The sequence below is a fragment of the Enterobacter sp. BWH52 genome, assembly GCF_001037565.1.
In the GTDB taxonomy this organism is placed as follows: Bacteria; Pseudomonadota; Gammaproteobacteria; order Enterobacterales; family Enterobacteriaceae; genus Enterobacter; species Enterobacter hormaechei_C.
On record NZ_KQ089854.1, the window covers coordinates 1,399,149 to 1,415,019 of the forward strand.

The 15,871-nt window shown below is 55.0% G+C and carries 17 protein-coding genes; 9 read left to right on the top strand and 8 right to left on the bottom strand.

Translation table 11 applies throughout. The features are described 5' to 3' along the window. Positions 1–20 precede the first annotated feature (20 nt). The 4 genes from SK47_RS06570 (at position 21) to SK47_RS06585 (ending at position 3,968) form a co-directional block, all read left to right on the top strand. Complete coding sequence (locus SK47_RS06570) at positions 21–518, top strand: YbjO family protein (RefSeq protein ID WP_086527936.1); 498 nt, start codon at positions 21–23, stop codon at positions 516–518. Positions 519–558: 40 nt separating this feature from the next. Then, the gene (rlmC, locus tag SK47_RS06575) at positions 559–1,686 is read left to right on the top strand and encodes a 23S rRNA (uracil(747)-C(5))-methyltransferase RlmC (protein WP_048243681.1); all 1,128 of its coding nucleotides are present in this window, start codon (positions 559–561) and stop codon (positions 1,684–1,686) included. 121 nt (positions 1,687–1,807) lie between these two features. Next, positions 1,808–2,515 (top strand): response regulator transcription factor, encoded by a 708-nt coding sequence (locus SK47_RS06580; protein ID WP_022650690.1) that lies wholly within the window; start codon positions 1,808–1,810, stop codon positions 2,513–2,515. After that, entirely contained in the window at positions 2,499–3,968 is a 1,470-nt protein-coding gene (locus SK47_RS06585; RefSeq protein WP_022650691.1) for a sensor histidine kinase, read from the top strand. Before SK47_RS06580 ends, SK47_RS06585 begins: the two co-directional genes overlap by 17 nt. 75 nt (positions 3,969–4,043) lie before the next feature. Here SK47_RS06585 and artJ read toward each other — a convergent pair whose 3' ends face one another. The 6 genes from artJ to SK47_RS06615 all read right to left on the bottom strand — a co-directional run bounded on the left by artJ (position 4,044) and on the right by SK47_RS06615 (position 8,564). Then, positions 4,044–4,775: an arginine ABC transporter substrate-binding protein ArtJ gene (gene artJ, locus SK47_RS06590; RefSeq protein WP_015571008.1), complete on the bottom strand. Its 732-nt coding sequence runs from the start codon at positions 4,773–4,775 to the stop codon at positions 4,044–4,046. 174 nt (positions 4,776–4,949) lie between these two features. Then, positions 4,950–5,618 carry an arginine ABC transporter permease ArtM gene (artM, locus tag SK47_RS06595; protein WP_003858369.1) on the bottom strand — a complete coding sequence of 223 codons (669 nt, stop codon included), beginning with the start codon at positions 5,616–5,618 and terminating at the stop codon, positions 4,950–4,952. Continuing rightward, a complete protein-coding gene (gene artQ / locus SK47_RS06600) occupies positions 5,618–6,334 on the bottom strand; it encodes an arginine ABC transporter permease ArtQ (protein ID WP_003858367.1) in 717 nt (238 codons plus the stop codon). The genes artM and artQ overlap by 1 nt, the downstream gene beginning before the upstream one ends. Before the next feature lie 6 nt (positions 6,335–6,340). After that, the gene (gene artI / locus SK47_RS06605; protein ID WP_048243682.1) at positions 6,341–7,072 is read right to left on the bottom strand and encodes an arginine ABC transporter substrate-binding protein ArtI; all 732 of its coding nucleotides are present in this window, start codon (positions 7,070–7,072) and stop codon (positions 6,341–6,343) included. Between the two features lie 18 nt (positions 7,073–7,090). Beyond that, positions 7,091–7,819, bottom strand: coding sequence for an arginine ABC transporter ATP-binding protein ArtP (artP, locus tag SK47_RS06610; protein ID WP_006809439.1), 729 nt, complete (start codon positions 7,817–7,819; stop codon positions 7,091–7,093). Between the two features lie 226 nt (positions 7,820–8,045). Continuing rightward, positions 8,046–8,564 (bottom strand): lipoprotein, encoded by a 519-nt coding sequence (locus SK47_RS06615; RefSeq protein ID WP_023315717.1) that lies wholly within the window; start codon positions 8,562–8,564, stop codon positions 8,046–8,048. Between the two features lie 97 nt (positions 8,565–8,661). On the opposite strand from SK47_RS06615, the gene SK47_RS06620 reads away from it, so the two are divergent. The 3 genes from SK47_RS06620 to SK47_RS06630 all read left to right on the top strand — a co-directional run bounded on the left by SK47_RS06620 (position 8,662) and on the right by SK47_RS06630 (position 10,705). Next, on the top strand, positions 8,662–8,985 hold the full coding sequence (locus tag SK47_RS06620; RefSeq protein ID WP_032657871.1) for a heavy metal-binding domain-containing protein: 324 nt from the start codon (positions 8,662–8,664) through the stop codon (positions 8,983–8,985). Next, positions 8,982–9,812 carry an N-acetylmuramoyl-L-alanine amidase gene (locus tag SK47_RS06625; RefSeq protein ID WP_022650694.1) on the top strand — a complete coding sequence of 277 codons (831 nt, stop codon included), beginning with the start codon at positions 8,982–8,984 and terminating at the stop codon, positions 9,810–9,812. The genes SK47_RS06620 and SK47_RS06625 overlap by 4 nt, the downstream gene beginning before the upstream one ends. Positions 9,813–10,081: 269 nt before the next feature. Then, positions 10,082–10,705, top strand: a complete 624-nt coding sequence (locus SK47_RS06630) for a helix-turn-helix domain-containing protein (protein ID WP_023315718.1) — start codon at positions 10,082–10,084, stop codon at positions 10,703–10,705. A gap of 3 nt (positions 10,706–10,708) precedes the next feature. Here SK47_RS06630 and SK47_RS06635 read toward each other — a convergent pair whose 3' ends face one another. Together SK47_RS06635 and SK47_RS06640 are read right to left on the bottom strand one after the other, a co-directional pair. Beyond that, positions 10,709–11,341 (bottom strand): hypothetical protein, encoded by a 633-nt coding sequence (locus SK47_RS06635; protein WP_023315719.1) that lies wholly within the window; start codon positions 11,339–11,341, stop codon positions 10,709–10,711. After that, on the bottom strand, positions 11,341–12,903 hold the full coding sequence (locus SK47_RS06640) for an ExeA family protein (RefSeq protein WP_048243685.1): 1,563 nt from the start codon (positions 12,901–12,903) through the stop codon (positions 11,341–11,343). Before SK47_RS06640 ends, SK47_RS06635 begins: the two co-directional genes overlap by 1 nt. Positions 12,904–13,203: 300 nt before the next feature. Here SK47_RS06640 and gspC point away from each other — a divergent pair, with 300 nt between their 5' ends. Then, positions 13,204–13,935 carry a type II secretion system protein GspC gene (gene gspC / locus SK47_RS06645; protein WP_048243687.1) on the top strand — a complete coding sequence of 244 codons (732 nt, stop codon included), beginning with the start codon at positions 13,204–13,206 and terminating at the stop codon, positions 13,933–13,935. Between the two features lie 13 nt (positions 13,936–13,948). Beyond that, positions 13,949–15,865: a type II secretion system secretin GspD gene (gene gspD, locus SK47_RS06650; protein ID WP_048243689.1), complete on the top strand. Its 1,917-nt coding sequence runs from the start codon at positions 13,949–13,951 to the stop codon at positions 15,863–15,865. Positions 15,866–15,871: the final 6 nt, after the last annotated feature.

Sequence of the window (15,871 nt, forward strand, 5' to 3'; positions counted from 1 at the left end):
GTGCCGCGTATGACGCGGCACTGTTTTTCAGGGAAGTAAAAACATTGGGATTCTTACAAAAAACACGTCATTCGCACGCCCGTCCGAACGTCCCTGCACTGGTGCAGGTGGCGGCGCTCGCCATTATTATGATCCGCTGTCTGGATGTGCTGATGATAATGAACACGCTGGGTCCGCGCGGAATGGGGGAATTTATTCACCGCAGCGCGCAGACGTGGAATCTGACGCTGGTGTTTCTCAGCAGCCTGATGCTGGTGTTTATTGAGATCTACTGTGCGTTCTCGCTGGTGAAAGGCCGTAACTGGGCGCGCTGGGTGTATCTGCTGACGCAGATCACAGCCGCAGGCTACCTGTGGGCCGCCTCGCTGGGCTATGGCTATCCGGAGCTGTTCAGCATACCCGGTGAGTCGCGACGTGAGATTTTCCATTCACTGGTGATGCAAAAACTGCCGGATATGCTGGTTCTGTTCCTGCTATTTGCACCAGCTTCGAGCCGGCGGTTCTTCCGCCTGCAATAATGTGTATAATCGCAGCCCTCGTGTTTCTTAAGGTTTTCATATGCAGTGCGCACTCTATGACGCCGGACGCTGCCGCTCCTGTCAGTGGATAGAACAGCCGGTCTCTCAACAACTCACCGCCAAAATGGCCAACCTGCAACAGCTACTGGCAGCACACGCGGTGGGCGAGTGGTGCGCACCCGTCAGCGGCCCGGAGCAGGGCTTTCGCAATAAAGCCAAAATGGTGGTCAGCGGCAGCGTTGAAAAGCCGCTGCTGGGGATGCTGCACCGCGACGGTACGCCGGAAGATTTAACCGACTGCCCGCTGTATCCCGCCTCGTTTGAGTCGGTGTTTAGCGCTCTGAAACCGTTTATCGCCCGGGCGGGGTTAACGCCCTATAACGTTGCCCGCAGGCGCGGCGAGCTGAAATACCTTCTGCTGACCGAAAGCCAGATCGACGGCGGGATGATGCTGCGCTTTGTGCTGCGTTCGGAAACCAAACTAGAGCAGCTGCGCGCGGCACTTCCGGGATTGCAGCAACAGCTTCCGCAGCTCAAGGTTATCACCGCAAATATTCAGCCGGTGCATATGGCGATCATGGAAGGGGAGAAAGAGATCTTCTTCACCGAACAGCATGCGCTGGAGGAGCGTTTTAACGGCGTGCCGCTGTGGATCCGTCCGCAAAGCTTCTTTCAGACTAACCCCACCGTCGCCAGCGCGCTGTACATCACCGCGCGCGACTGGGTGCGTGCGTTACAGGTTCATCACATGTGGGATCTGTTCTGCGGCGTCGGCGGCTTTGGCCTGCACTGTGCCACGCCAGACATGCAGCTCACCGGCATTGAGATCTCCGCCGAAGCGATTGCCTGCGCGAAGCAGTCCGCCGCGGAGCTGGGGCTGACGAATCTGCACTTCCAGGCGCTGGACTCCACGCAGTTCGCGACCGGGCAGGGCAACGTGCCGGAGCTGGTGCTGGTGAACCCGCCGCGCCGGGGCATCGGCCAGGCGCTCTGCGACTACCTGAGCCAGATGGCGCCGGAGTACATCTTCTACTCCAGCTGTAACGCGCAGACCATGGCGAAGGATATCGCCAGCCTGCCGGGCTACCGCATCGCGCGCGTTCAGCTTTTCGATATGTTCCCCCATACCGCCCATTATGAAGTGTTGACGTTGTTAACCAAAGCGTAGGCCGGGTAAGGCGAAGCCGCCCCCCGGCATAAACCCCACACAATGTTCAACAAAATGTGAACTCTTCCCCCGCTCGAAATCAGGTAAGCTTACGACATAACAAATGATTGAAGGCTTACCCATGAAGCAGATCCTGCTGGTAGAAGATGACCACGATATCGCGGCACTCCTGCGTCTTAACCTGGAAGATGAAGGCTACGCCATTACCCACGAGCCCGACGGGGGCAACGCCTTACAGCGTCTTGAAACACAGCCGTGGGACGCGGTGATCCTCGATCTGATGCTGCCGAATGTTGATGGTCTGGAGATTTGCCGCCGTATCCGCCAGATGACCCGTTACCTGCCCATTATCATCATTAGCGCCCGCAGCAGTGAAACTGACCGTATTACCGGCCTGGAAACCGGGGCGGATGATTATCTGGCAAAACCTTTCTCGGTGCAGGAGCTGATTGCCCGCATTAAGGCGCTGTTCCGCCGACAGCAGGCGATGGGCCAGGCGCAGACGGACGGCATTATTCAGGCGCACGGTCTGACTATCGATCCGCTGGCGCGCACCGTGCGTCTTAACGGTCAACACGTCGATCTCACTCCGCGTGAATTTGAACTGCTCTATTTTTTTGCTCGCCATCCTGGAGAGGTCTTTTCACGTCTGGCATTGCTGGAGCAGGTGTGGGGGTATCAGCACGAAGGCTACGAACACACCGTCAACACCCATATTAACCGCCTGCGCATCAAAATAGAAAAAGATGCCGCCGAGCCGGAGATCGTTCGCACCGTCTGGGGCAAAGGCTACAAATTCGCGGAGCAGAATCATGATGCGTCGCTTTAGCCTGAGCCAGCGCCTGACGCTGCTGTTTACGGTGTTACTGCTGCTCTGCGCCACCGTCGCCTGTGCGGTGCAGCTCTACAGTAGCATGCAGTACGGCAACGCGATGGTGCAGCGGCTCTCCGGCGGGCTGGCGCAGCAGATTGTGCAGCGGGAAGCGATTCTGGATTCGCAGGGCAGGGTGGATCGCAGCGCCTTAAAACCGCTGTTCGACCGGCTGATGACCTTTAATCCGAGCGTCGAGCTGTATGTTGTCTCGCCTGATGGCGATATCCTGGCCGATGCTGCCCCGCCGGGGCACATTCAGCGGCAAAAAATTGACCTCGCGCCGATACAGAATTTCCTGAGCGGGACGGTGATGCCGGTGTTTGGCGACGATCCCCGAAGCCAGAATAAGAAAGTCTTCAGCGCCACCCCGCTGCGGCAGGACGGCGAGCTGAAGGGGTATCTGTACATTATTTTACAGGGGGAAGAGTCCAACGCGCTGGCGGAGATGGCCTGGCACAAAGCGCTCTGGAGTACGGCGCTGTGGTCGATGCTGCTGGTGGCGCTGTTTGGTCTGCTGGCGGGGGTGCTGCTCTGGTACTGGGTGACGCGCCCGGTTAAAGAGCTCACGCTGGACGTGGCCGGGCTGGAGCAGGACAGCATCAGCGCGATTAAGCAGCTGGCGGCCCAGCCGCTTGAGCCTGCCGGCCAGGATGAAGTGGCGATCCTGCGCAATACCTTTATCGAGCTGGCGCGCAAAATCACCTCTCAGTGGGATCGGCTGGCCGACAGCGACCGCCAGCGCCGGGAGTTTATCGCCAACATTTCGCACGACTTACGCACCCCGCTGACGTCGCTGCTGGGTTATCTGGAAACGCTGTCGCTCAAATCCGCCACGCTGTCGCCGCAGGAGCATCAGCAGTACCTCGCTACCGCGCTGCGTCAGGGGCAAAAGGTACGCCATCTGTCGCAGCAGCTGTTCGAGCTGGCGCGTCTTGAGCACGGCGGCATCAAGCCCCAGCGCGAGCGTTTTGCCATGGCTGAACTGATTTCCGACGTGGCGCAGAAGTTTGAGCTTACCGCCCGCACGCGCGAGGTGAACCTGCGTATTGATGTGCCGGGGCGATTGCCGCTGGTGAATGCCGACGTGTCGATGATCGAGCGCGTGGTCACTAACCTTCTGGATAACGCCATCCGTCATACGCCGAGCGGCGGAGAAATTCGTCTGGCGGTCTGGCAGGAGAATGAACGACTTCAGGTCGAAGTGGCAGACAATGGTACGGGCGTAGATGCCTCGCTGCGCGACGATTTGTTCCAGCGGCCTTCAGCGTTAAATCCTCAGGCGTCGCGGGAGAACCGTGGGGGATTAGGGCTGTTAATCGTGAAGAGAATGCTGGAGCTGCACGGCGGTGGGATCAGGCTGATGGAGTCCGTGAGCGGGGCGCGGTTCAGGTTCTTTGTACCGCTATGAGAAATTGCCGGGTGGCGCTGCGCTTATCCGGCCTACAGACCACCCCCGCAGGCCAGACCACCCGGCAAAAAGAGATTACTGAGGGAACCACTGCTCGCTGATTTTCTGGTACGTACCGTCAGCTTTGATCGCTTTCAGCGCGCCGTTCAGTTTCTCAAGCAGAGCCTTGTTATCCGGACGCACGGCAATACCGAGGCCGGTGCCGAAATACTGCGGATCGGTCACTTTCTCCGTCGCTGTACCCAGCTGCGGGTTGGTTTTCAGCCACTCATTCACGACTGCGGTGTCGCCAAATACGCCATCGATACGGCCATTTTTCAGGTCGATAATGGCATTCTGGTAGCTGTCGTAGGCCACGGTTTTCACTTCAGGATGCTTGTCCTGGAGGTATTTCTGGTGCGTGGTGCCGTTCTCCATGCCGATGCGCTTGCCTTTCAGCTCGTCGAAAGATTTATAAGCTCCTTTCTTCGCAATCACCACCGCAGAGTTCGCGTAGTACGGGTCGGTGAACGCGACCTGCTTGCTGCGCTCTGGCGTAATGTCCATGCCGGAGATCACCGCATCGTATTTTTTAAATTTCAGGGACGGGATCAGGCTGTCAAACGCGTGGTTAGTAAAGGTGCAGTCGGCCTGCATCTGTTTGCACAGCGCTTTCGCCAGGTCAATGTCGAAACCGACGATCTGGTTGCTGGCATCCAGCGATTCAAACGGCGGATAGGTGGCAGAAACGCCAAAATTGATTTTATCGGCGGCGGATGCGCCAGCGGCGAAGGTTGCGAGTAATGCGGCCAGAACTAACTTTTTCATTGTAATGCTCCCGTCTGTCTTATTGATGCGCCGTGTCTGCGGCCTGGATGTACAATGCCAGTTAATGAATTTATATGCAATAAAAATGATTAAGTATTATTTTAATCACAAAAAAAAAGCGGATAACCCATCAGGTTACCCGCTCCATGAATACCGTTTTATGCATTTGCGTGGTTAATTCCTGCGCTCAAACGCTAACGCCTTACGCTCGATAAGACGCATCATCAGCGTCAGCAGACCGTTGACCACCAGATAGACCAGACCCGCCGCACCGAACACCATTACGTCGTAGGTGCGTCCGTACAGCAGCTGTCCGTGGCCCATCACTTCCATCAGGGTGATGGTGTAGGCCAGTGAGGTGCTTTTGAACACCAGAACGACTTCGTTGGAATAGGAAGAGAGCGCGCGCTTAAAGGCATAGGGCAGCAGGATCGCCAGCGTATCCTTCTTGCTCATGCCCAGCGCTCCGCAGGACTGCCACTGGCCTTCCGGGATCGCGCGAATGGCACCGTAGAACAGCTGCGTGGTGTAGGCGGCGCTGTTCAGCGAGAGGGCAATCAGGGCGCAGAGCCACGGTTCAGAGAGCAGGTGCCAGATCACCGGGTATTCCTGTAATGACGGGAACTGCCCCGGGCCGTAGTAAATCAGGAAGATTTGCACCAGCAGCGGCGTACCGGTAAAGAGCGTAATGTAGCCACGTACAATCCACACCAGCACTGGCGTTTTCAGCGTCAGGACGATGGTGAAGATCAGCGCCAGGATCAGCGCCACGATGATAGACGCGACGGTCAGCGTCAGGCTGGTGTGCAGCCCTTTCATCAGTTCGGGTAAATAATCCAGCATCAGCCTGGTCTCCGTTCAAAACGCGTTGCGCGCAGGTCAATACGCTTCAGAACGTACTGGCTCAGCAACGTGATCACCAGGTAGATTGCCGCCGCGACGATGTACCAGGTAAACGGCTCCTGCGTACGGGTGGCGATACTTTTGGTTTGCAGCATCAAATCGTTCACGCTGATCAGGCTTACCAGCGCGGTATCTTTCAGCAGTACCAGCCACTGATTACCCAGCCCTGGCAGGGCATGACGCCACATCTGCGGCATCACCAGGCGGAAGAAGATCGCCGCTTTCGACAGGCCCAGCGCCTGACCGGATTCCCACTGACCCTGTGGCACCGCTTTCAGCGCGCCGCGCAGCGTTTGTGACGCATAGGCTGAATAGAGCAGGGAGAGCGCAATCACGCCGCACAGGAACGGGCTGACGTCGAAGTTCTCGATCTGCATCTGCACCGGGATTTGCGCAAAGCCGAGATTAATCGTGAAGCCGTCCGACAGCGTTAACAGCAGCTGTGAGGAGCCGAAATAGATAAACAGGACCACCAGAATTTCCGGGAGTCCACGCAGCACAGTCACCAGCGCTGAACCGAGCCATGCGACAGGGCGCCACTTAACGGACTCCCACACCGCAAAGAACATCGCCAGTACGAGGCCGATAATCAGTGCACAAACGGCAAGGCCGACGGTCATCCCGGCGGCGCTTGCTAAAGGAAAAATTTCATTCATCAGGAATTACTTCTGGAACCATTTTTTGTAGATGGTTTCGTAGGTGCCGTCTTTCTTCACTTTTTCCAGCGCAGCGTTGAATTTCTGCTGCAACTCGGTGTTGCCCTGACGTACGGCAATACCCAGACCTGTACCGAAGTAGTCTTTATCGGTCACCTTGTCACCCACGGCAGCCAGCTTGTCGTTCGCTTTCAGCCATTCAGTCACGACAGCCGTATCCCCGAACACCGCATCGATACGACCGTTTTGCAGGTCCAGTTTCGCATTCTGGTAGCTGTCATACGGCACGGTGGTGATTTCCGGGTGCTTATCCATGATGAATTTCTGGTGCGTGGTGCCGTTCTGCACGCCGACTTTCTTGCCTTTCAGCAGGTCAACGGAGGCGTATTTACCTTTCTGACCGATGAACAGCGCCGAGTTGTCGTAGTAAGGGGCGGTGAACAGAACCTGCTTCTCACGCTCCGGAGTGATGTCCATACCGGCCATTACGGCGTCAATACGGCGGAACTTCAGGCTTGGGATCAGGCTGTCGAACGCCTGGTTGCTGAAGGTACAGGTCGCGTCGATCTCTTTACACAGGGCATTTGCCAGGTCCACGTCGAAGCCAACAATCTTGTTGTTCGCATCAATGGATTCAAACGGAGGGTAGGACGCTTCAGTGGCGAAACGGATGGTCTGGGCTGCGGTAGCGGAAAGGCTGACGCTAGCAAGCAGCGCGGCAATCAATACTTTTTTCATTATAATTTCCCTAACACATCAGTGTGATAAGTAGTTTTTGAAGGCATCGGTTTGCGGGTTAGTGAAGCAGCTCGCGTCACCCTGCTCAACGATATACCCGTTTTCCATATAGACCACGCGGCTGGCGGTTTTGCGCGCCACTTCCACCTCGTGGGTCACGATGACCTGGGTAATGTTGGTTTCCGCCAGCTCACGAATGATACTCACGATCTGGGCAGTAATTTCCGGATCCAGCGCCGCGGTCGGCTCATCGAACAGCAGCACCGCTGGCTCCATCATCAGCGCACGGGCGATCGCCACACGCTGTTGCTGACCACCAGAGAGATGCAGAGGATAACGGTCGCTGTACGGTTTCAGACGCAGACGTTCCAGCAGCTTTTCAGCACGCGCCATCGCCTGGTCTTTGCTTAAGCCAAGCACGCGGCACGGGGCTTCAATCAGGTTTTGCACCACCGTCAGATGCGGCCAGAGATTGTATTGCTGGAAAACCATGCCCACGTTTTGACGCAGTTCACGAATCGCTTTATCAGAAGGGGTTTTCGCGAAGTCAAAATGGTTACCCGCGATGGCCAGCGTTCCCGAACGGGGCATTTCAAGCAGATTTAAAACACGCAGAAGGGAGCTTTTTCCCGCGCCGCTTGGGCCAAGCAAAACCAGCGTTTCGCCCTCCGGGCAACTCAGCGTAATGTCGAACAGCGCCTGGTGTGCGCCGTAGAAGCAGTTAATGCCGTTTAGTTTAATACTCATCGGGGCAGTCTTTACTCATCCAGGCAAACTATAGCAATTGAGGCCGCAGATAGTACCGTTGACAGAATAGTTATGCAATATTTATGCGTTAAAAGTTAAATATAACCCGTGTTTACTCTTAAACATAGCACAAAATAGCGACGGGAAAGGGGGGCGAGTATAAATGTCGGCATTCCGCCTGAAATGCCGGACATTTTACGGGGTTAACGTTTATTTAACGGATGCGTTAGCGGTTCTCAATCGACTGGCGAAGGGTGCCTGCCGGGGCATGAACGCTGCCGCCAATGTAGCGTACATCATCTACTGCCCAGCACTGGCCTTCACGGATCATCAGCACCTCATCCTGCCAGGTTTGCGTCCCCTGGGTTAGCTTCACGCGCAGGGGAATATTGCGTGCGTCAGTATTTGGAATGGTGGATGCGCTGGCGACGTCGGCGCTGTCCGGCAGCGTGGCGCGGCTGGAGAACGGATCGGATGACAGCAGGGCGTTATGCTGCGGATCGCGCGAAGCGTCGGTGAGCAGTTTCGCCAGATTATCGCTCAGGTACGGGCGCAGGGCGGTCAGGTCATTACCGCGATGCTGAATACGGTAATCATAAAATTGTTGCGCCACGGCGTCCGGGCCACCCTCAATACAAGGGCCGCTGCGGGTTCCGATATCCTTAAAGGCTGGCGTGACCGGCGTTGTGCAGGCGCTGAGCACCAGCGCGCATGGCACTAAAAGCGTTAAAGCAGAGTAGCGCATGTTGATTTCCTTATTTATTAACTATCCTTTCAATCATAGCGTAACGAACCGATAATGCAGTTGCTAACGCATTGAACGCTAAAGAAGGAGAGAAAGTATGCAGTTTTCAACAACGCCAACCCTGGAAGGTCAACCGATTACCGAGTACTGCGGCGTGGTCACCGGTGAGGCGATTCTGGGCGCGAACATATTCCGGGACTTCTTTGCCGGCATTCGGGATATCGTCGGGGGTCGCTCCGGCGCGTACGAGAAAGAGCTGCGTAAAGCGCGTGACATTGCGTTTAAGGAGCTGGGCGAGCAGGCCAAATCGCTGGGCGCGGATGCGGTGGTAGGCATTGATATCGACTACGAAACGGTCGGGAAAGATGCCAGCATGCTGATGGTGAGCGTAAGCGGTACGGCGGTGAAAACCCGTCGATGAAGCGTTCGCTCTCAACCCTCCTGCTGGCGATATTGCTGGCAGGATGCGCCTCGGAAGAGGGCATCGTTGATAAAGGCGCGTACGAGCTGGATACGCGCCATCAGGCGCAGGCGGCCTACCCGCGTATAAAGGTGCTGGTTATTCACTACACCGCCGACGATTTCGACACCTCGCTTGCGACCCTGACCGATAAAAACGTCAGCTCTCACTATCTCATTCCCGCAAAGCCCCCAGCTCCACAGGGCAAACCGCGTATCTGGCAGCTGGTCCCGGAGAGCGAGCTGGCCTGGCATGCGGGCATCAGCTTCTGGCGTGGCACCAACCGCATAAATGATACCTCCGTCGGCATTGAGCTGGAAAATCGCGGCTGGCGGCAAACCGATGGCGTGAAAACCTTTACCCCCTTCGAACCGGGGCAAATTGCGGCGCTGATCCCGCTTGCCAGAGATATCATCGCCCGCTACGACATAAAACCGCAGAACGTGGTGGCACACTCGGATATCGCCCCGCAGCGCAAAGACGATCCTGGCCCGATGTTTCCGTGGCGCGAGCTGGCGCAGCAGGGTATCGGGGCCTGGCCCGATCCGGCGCGGGTGAATTTTTATATCAACGGCCGACCGCATTATCAGCAGGTTGATACCGCAGCGCTGCTCGATCTGCTGGCGCGCTACGGTTACGAGGTGCCAGAAAACAGCACGCCCGCACAGCAAAAACGCATCATCATGGTTTTCCAGATGCATTTCCGCCCGCAGTTATGGAATGGCGTAGCGGATGTGGAAACCATGGCGATTGCCGAAGCACTTTTAGAGAAATACGGGCAGGGTTAAACCTTCGGATTACCCCCGAGTGAGTATATTTTCTTAAGTTTCTATCAGATTAATCCTAAGTACAAACTCATTTCATTTTTAGTTAATTGACTTAAAATTATCCCGATTTAAGATGGACACATAGCGCGCTAAGTAATGTAGCGAATTAATCAAAAACCTTACTCTTTTATTTTTATTCTTGATATTTTCATCAGGTAAAAATTTATGGTTCGGCGTAAATGCCGCGGCCATCTTATTTTAAAAAATCACATCTTAAATCGGGTATAACAATGTTAAGCATCTATGGAAAAAAATTACGTCCACAATATGAAATGGAAAGAATTATTTCTGCAACCGCAGGCGTTGAAGAAAAAACGTTAAAGAAATGGCAGAAAATTTCCACTACTGATTCCGGTTACATTCATGTCATCGTCAGCGGCGAAGTCGAATTTCGACGTGAATCTGACGAACTGTGCATGTTTACTGTCACCGGACAATGCCTTTTCGGCCTATCGTCAATGTATTACAACGCCACCCATATGTACGGCCTTGTCCGGACGAATACGGTCGTTCGCTCGATCAAGAAAGAGGTCTTCGCCCAGCTGATGACCGAAAAAAATCTGTGGCCTGACCTGACCAAAGTCCTTTCCTGGTACATATGCCTGATGAGCAAACGTGATGATGTTCTGGTTGCCCGCAGTGCGTATTCTGTTGTTCGTGAATTTTTATATGAGATTAACGATCTGACTGTTCATCAGCAACGTGATATTAACGTTTATGATTACATTCAGGAATACACTAACCTCGCACGTAGTACTATTATCAAAATCCTCTCCGATCTGAAAAAAGGTCAATATATTGTGGTGGAAAAAGGTCGATTGCTTAACCTCACCGCACTGCCTGAAAAATATTAATACTTACTCCCGCTGTTCTCCTTTCTCACTCAAAGGAGAACGGCTATTTCCACTGTTTTTTACACTCGCTTGTGAATTATCCTGCGTTTCGTCAACCGGCGGCGCGGGAATTTTTCCTTGAGAATAATCCTGCTCCTGCTCTTTTAATGCCTGCTTAAATAATTCCGTTAATGATGACTCTTCACTGCTCGTGCTGGCGGGGGCGATATCGTGCTCATGCGCCTCGGTTCCGGGTAAGGTATCCCGCGAGGTATCGTGCGGCACCGCGCCCTCGGGCGCCTGCTGCCAGTCGGCATCATCACTGCTGATCGGCAGATCCTGCATCGGTGGAACATCAACATGCACTGGCGCAACTTTAGGCTGCGGATGCGGGAACGGTTTACTCACGTACACGTAATGCATTTCCGAAAGCTGCGTTTCCGGTTTGGCAACGCTGGCGTTGACCGGTTCAGGTGCCGGGTGGCGCAGGTTCCAGTAGACGTGCATATACAGGCCGACAACCAGCATGGCGCAAAGGCCGACCAGCCATAACGCTGTTTTGCCGAATACGTTTTTCAGGCTGGGGAGGCGGTACGAAAACCAGACCGCTTCCCCGGTTGTATAGCTGCGCTGAGCCGCAAGGCAGATGGTCGACATTAGGCTTTCTTCTCCTGCATTTTTGCGTCCGGGGTGGTGCGGGTTGCCTGAATCAGTACGCCCGGCGTGCTGTTGGTCACGCGCATCAGCTGCATCAGCGTTTCTTCACCGGGGATACCATCCACGTGCAGATGCATTTTTTGCTGGAACTCGCGGGTGCGTTTCATCATTTCTGCGGTCCAGATCCGGGCATGCGTTTCGGGCTGGCTCAACGCGATGCTTAACTGCTGATCGAGCCAGGCCATGTCTTTGCTGTCGCTGGCCGTGCCGATCGCGTCTTTTCCTTCCGGTGTCAGGCGGTGCAACTGGGTGAAGTTGCCGGTCGCATGCCGGTTAAACCAGCTGCGGCTTACCTGCCAGGTCCGGTTATTCATTAACAAGTCAATTGATGTATCTCCGACCCTGGCGACCACTGCATAGTTAAGGTGACCGCTGGTTTTCAGCTCACTGACCCACGGATACCCTTCCTGCGCCAGCGTCTGCGGGGACGCGTTCCCCTGTTTACACATCAGGTTCACTTTAGCGGCGTTCTGGCACAGCGCATCGTCGGCCGAGGCGTCATACCCCCACATGAGATAAAGCTGATGCATCGCATCCGGCTGATTAACTATTTCGTTGTCGATAACCGGCACTACGGCTGCCTCAGGTTTTGGCGTCTGCTGTTTCCAGCTGACGGGTACCGGCAGCTGGATCGGCAGGCGCGCGCCGATCGACGAGGTAAAATACCAGCCGCAGGCGGCAAACAGCACGGACGCAAACAGCCCCACGGTTGCCAGGCGCTTACCGTGTTTTTTGGCGGGCAGGATCTCTCCCGCCGCCAGACGTAAATGGCGTGGGCTGACCTGCACCGCGCGTTCCGTCCAGGCGGCGAGCATTGACAGGTGTGCCAGCGCGTTCAGTTTGCTGATGTTGCCTTTGGTCAGCGTGTGCATTTTGCGCACGCGGGCAGGCGGCAACGGCGAATGTTCACAGTCGTGTTCTTCGCACTGCGCCTGCACATAGCTCAGGTATTCGCGGCAGGTGAGGGGGCGCAGGACATGATGTGTGTGCGTATATTCGCGCAGTTCAGGTTGCTTTAGCAGTCGTTCCTGCTCCGCAGCACCCGTCAGCACCACGGCGAGCCGGAAGTTCAGCTCCTGGGCGCGCGTGAGCAGCGTTCCCAGGACTTCACGGCAGCTCTCCTTCATGGCTTCGGAATGGGCGATCGTCAGCACTCTGGATTTTGCTTTCCCCTCCTGCCACTGGCGCAGGACGGCATCCACCGCCTGCATGCGATCTTTAATCGCTTTCGTTCCCGGGTTGAGTTTGTACAGCAGGCTACTGGCACTCAGTTTGGGAAACGCGTTGATGGCAATAACGGTATTGCTGCTGGCTTTCAGCGCGTCGATGAAGTGGCTCAGAAGCGGAGCGTCGTCGCAAAAAAGCCCGATAATACCCGCCAGCTGGGTTTTCTCTTTCAGCAGGTTGAACACGTCCTGATGATAAGGCACCAGAAAATCACCGGATAAACGGGTGATTGTCCTGAATGGCGGATTTTTAAAATTAAAGTGGCTCTGATACATAACGACTGACCGTCTCTGATTAGGAATAGCAACAGCAGCAGAAAGTAAGGTAATGCCCCTGAGCGGTCAATTTGCAGACAGGGTAAAAATATCCAGCTGGCCGCGCCTAACATCTGGATTTTATACGGTCAATATTTTTCTGTATGAAAGTTGGTGGCGAAGTCAGTGGTCGTATTTGCAACAGCTTATTACTATTTTCCTCCATATTGGCGCAGTATGACGCTGCTTATTTTTGCTTTGCTATAGGCCGGATAAAAAATGAGGTTCTCATTTCTGTCACGGTGGATAACGCCTTGTATTATGTTTGCGCTGCTCATTTTTAGCGGCCAGCAAGGGTATCTCACCTTAAAAGATTATAAAAAAGTTACGAATAAGTTGGCTAAAGCTGATCTACAGCCGCTGAAAAAAACGCGCGAAGATAAACCCTTCACGCTTTTTACGGCTGCCGTCCGTCAGGAGAACTTAGCGGATGCGGCAAAAGCCCCGCTGGCAGCGGAGATAGAGGGCATTGTGCGCAGTGATGACGCCTGGCTCTCCTTTGCTGTTATCAAAACCCCAGGCGGTCAGCGAAGCTACCGTGAGGGTGAACCTCTCGCCGGATTTAACGACGCATTTATTCAGGAAATAAACAAAGATAATGTGGTGGTTAATTATGAAGGTGCTACGCAGGTACTGGTGTTAAATAAACCGGACTATTTTAAGGGGGGCGTGGATAGCGGCCCGGTTACAAAATCGACGAAAGATGCTGGCGCAGAAAGTTTGCATCTTGATGATTATCTGGTGTTAAAACCCATCATTGAAAAAGGCCGACTGGAAGGCTACAGGATAAATCCAAGGAATGCCTCCGCCTTTTACAGTCAGTCAGGTCTGGAAAAAGGCGATGTGGCGGTTCAGGTTAACTCTGTCGATATGACCGATGAAGCAAAAGCGAAAAGCATTATTGCGAACTGGTCGAAAATGAAAGAAGCGGATGTCGTCGTGCGGCGTCACGCTCACCTTGAAAATATTCGGGTTAATGTTCTAAACAATTAACAAGTGTGCAGACATGAAAAAATTTCCCTGGGCGTGCGTGGCGCTGACCGCATTGTCGTTATATTCCAGTTCGCTGCTTGCAGCTAACTTTAGCGCGAGTTTTAAAAATACTGATATTCGCGAGTTTATCGATACGGTAGGCCGCAATCTCAACAAAACCATTCTGGTCGACCCGTCCGTCCAGGGCACCGTCTCGGTCCGAACCTACAACGTGCTGACGGAAGATGAGTATTACCAGTTCTTCCTGAGCGTGCTGGATCTCTACGGCCTGTCGGTGATCCCGTTGGACAACGGCATGGTCAAAGTGGTGCGCTCAAGCGTGGCGCGTACCGCCGGTGCGCCGCTGGCAGACAGCAAGAACCCGGGCAAAGGTGATGAGATCATCACCCGCGTGGTGCGCATGGAAAACGTACCCGTTCGCGAGCTGGCCCCGCTGCTGCGTCAGCTCAACGATGCCACTGGCATCGGAAACGTGGTGCACTTTGAGCCGTCCAACGTCCTGCTGTTAACCGGTAAAGCCTCGGTGGTGAACCGCCTGGTGGATCTGGTGCAGCGCGTCGATAAAGACGGTATTCAGCGCCGCGAAATCATCCCGCTGCGCTTTGCCTCTGCCAAAGAACTTTCGGATATGTTGAACAACCTCAACAACGAAGAGCAGAAAGGGCAGAACGCGCCACAGCTGGCGACCAAGGTGGTGGCGGATGACGAAACCAACAGCCTGGTGATCAGCGGTTCGGAAGATGCGCGCGCGCGTACCCGTTCCCTTATCCATCAGCTGGATCGCGAGCAGAATAACGAGGGGAACACCCGCGTCTTCTACCTCAAATATGCCAGCGCCACCAAAGTGGTGCCGGTGCTGACCGGGATTGGCGAGCAGCTGAAAGACAAGCCGGGCGCGGCCAAAGCGAAAACCGCGAGCGCCTCAACCGATCTGAATATCACCGCCGACGAGTCAACCAACTCCCTGGTGATCACCGCGCAGCCTAATGTGATGAACTCCCTGGAGAAGGTGATCGACAAGCTGGATATTCGCCGTCCGCAGGTGCTGGTGGAAGCGATCATTGCCGAAGTGCAGGACGGCAACGGCCTGGATCTTGGGGTGCAGTGGACCAGCAAGCACGGCGGCGTGCAGTTTGGCGCTACCGGCCTGCCAATCAGCCAGATTAAAAATGGCACCATGAAAGGGGCGAGCTTCACGGGCCTTGCGACCGGCTTCTTTAACGGTGATTTCGGTGCGCTGATGACCGCGCTCTCCACCAACGGCAAAAACGACATCCTCTCCACGCCAAGCGTGGTCACGCTGGATAACAAAGAAGCGTCATTCAACGTCGGTCAGGATGTGCCGGTGCTTTCCGGTTCGCAAACCACCAGCGGCGACAACGTGTTTAACTCCGTTGAGCGTAAAACCGTCGGTACCAAGCTGAAGATTGTGCCGCAAATCAACGATGGCGACATGATCCACCTGAAGATTGAGCAGGAAGTGTCCAGCGTTGACAACAGCGCGACGGAAGATTCGAGCCTCGGCCCAACCTTCAACACGCGCACGATCAATAACGAAGTGATGGTTCACAGTGGCCAGACGGTGGTGCTCGGCGGCCTGATGGAAAATGTGACCAAACAGTCCGTCTCCAAAGTGCCGCTGCTCGGCGATATCCCGCTGGTCGGTCAGCTGTTCCGCTACACCTCGCAGGATACCTCTAAACGCAACCTGATGGTGTTTATTCATACCACCGTCCTGCGTGACGACGACAACTACAGCGCAGCCTCGAAAGAGAAATATGACCAGATCCGGGTGCGCCAGATGCAGCGAGCGGAAGAGAAGAAGCTGGGCATTATTGAACCGACGGACAACGCCGTACTGCCAGCGTTCCCTGCCGCCAGCGCCGCACCCGCGAAAACCTCCGCGGCACGCAATACGTTCAAAGAGTAAGGCGGA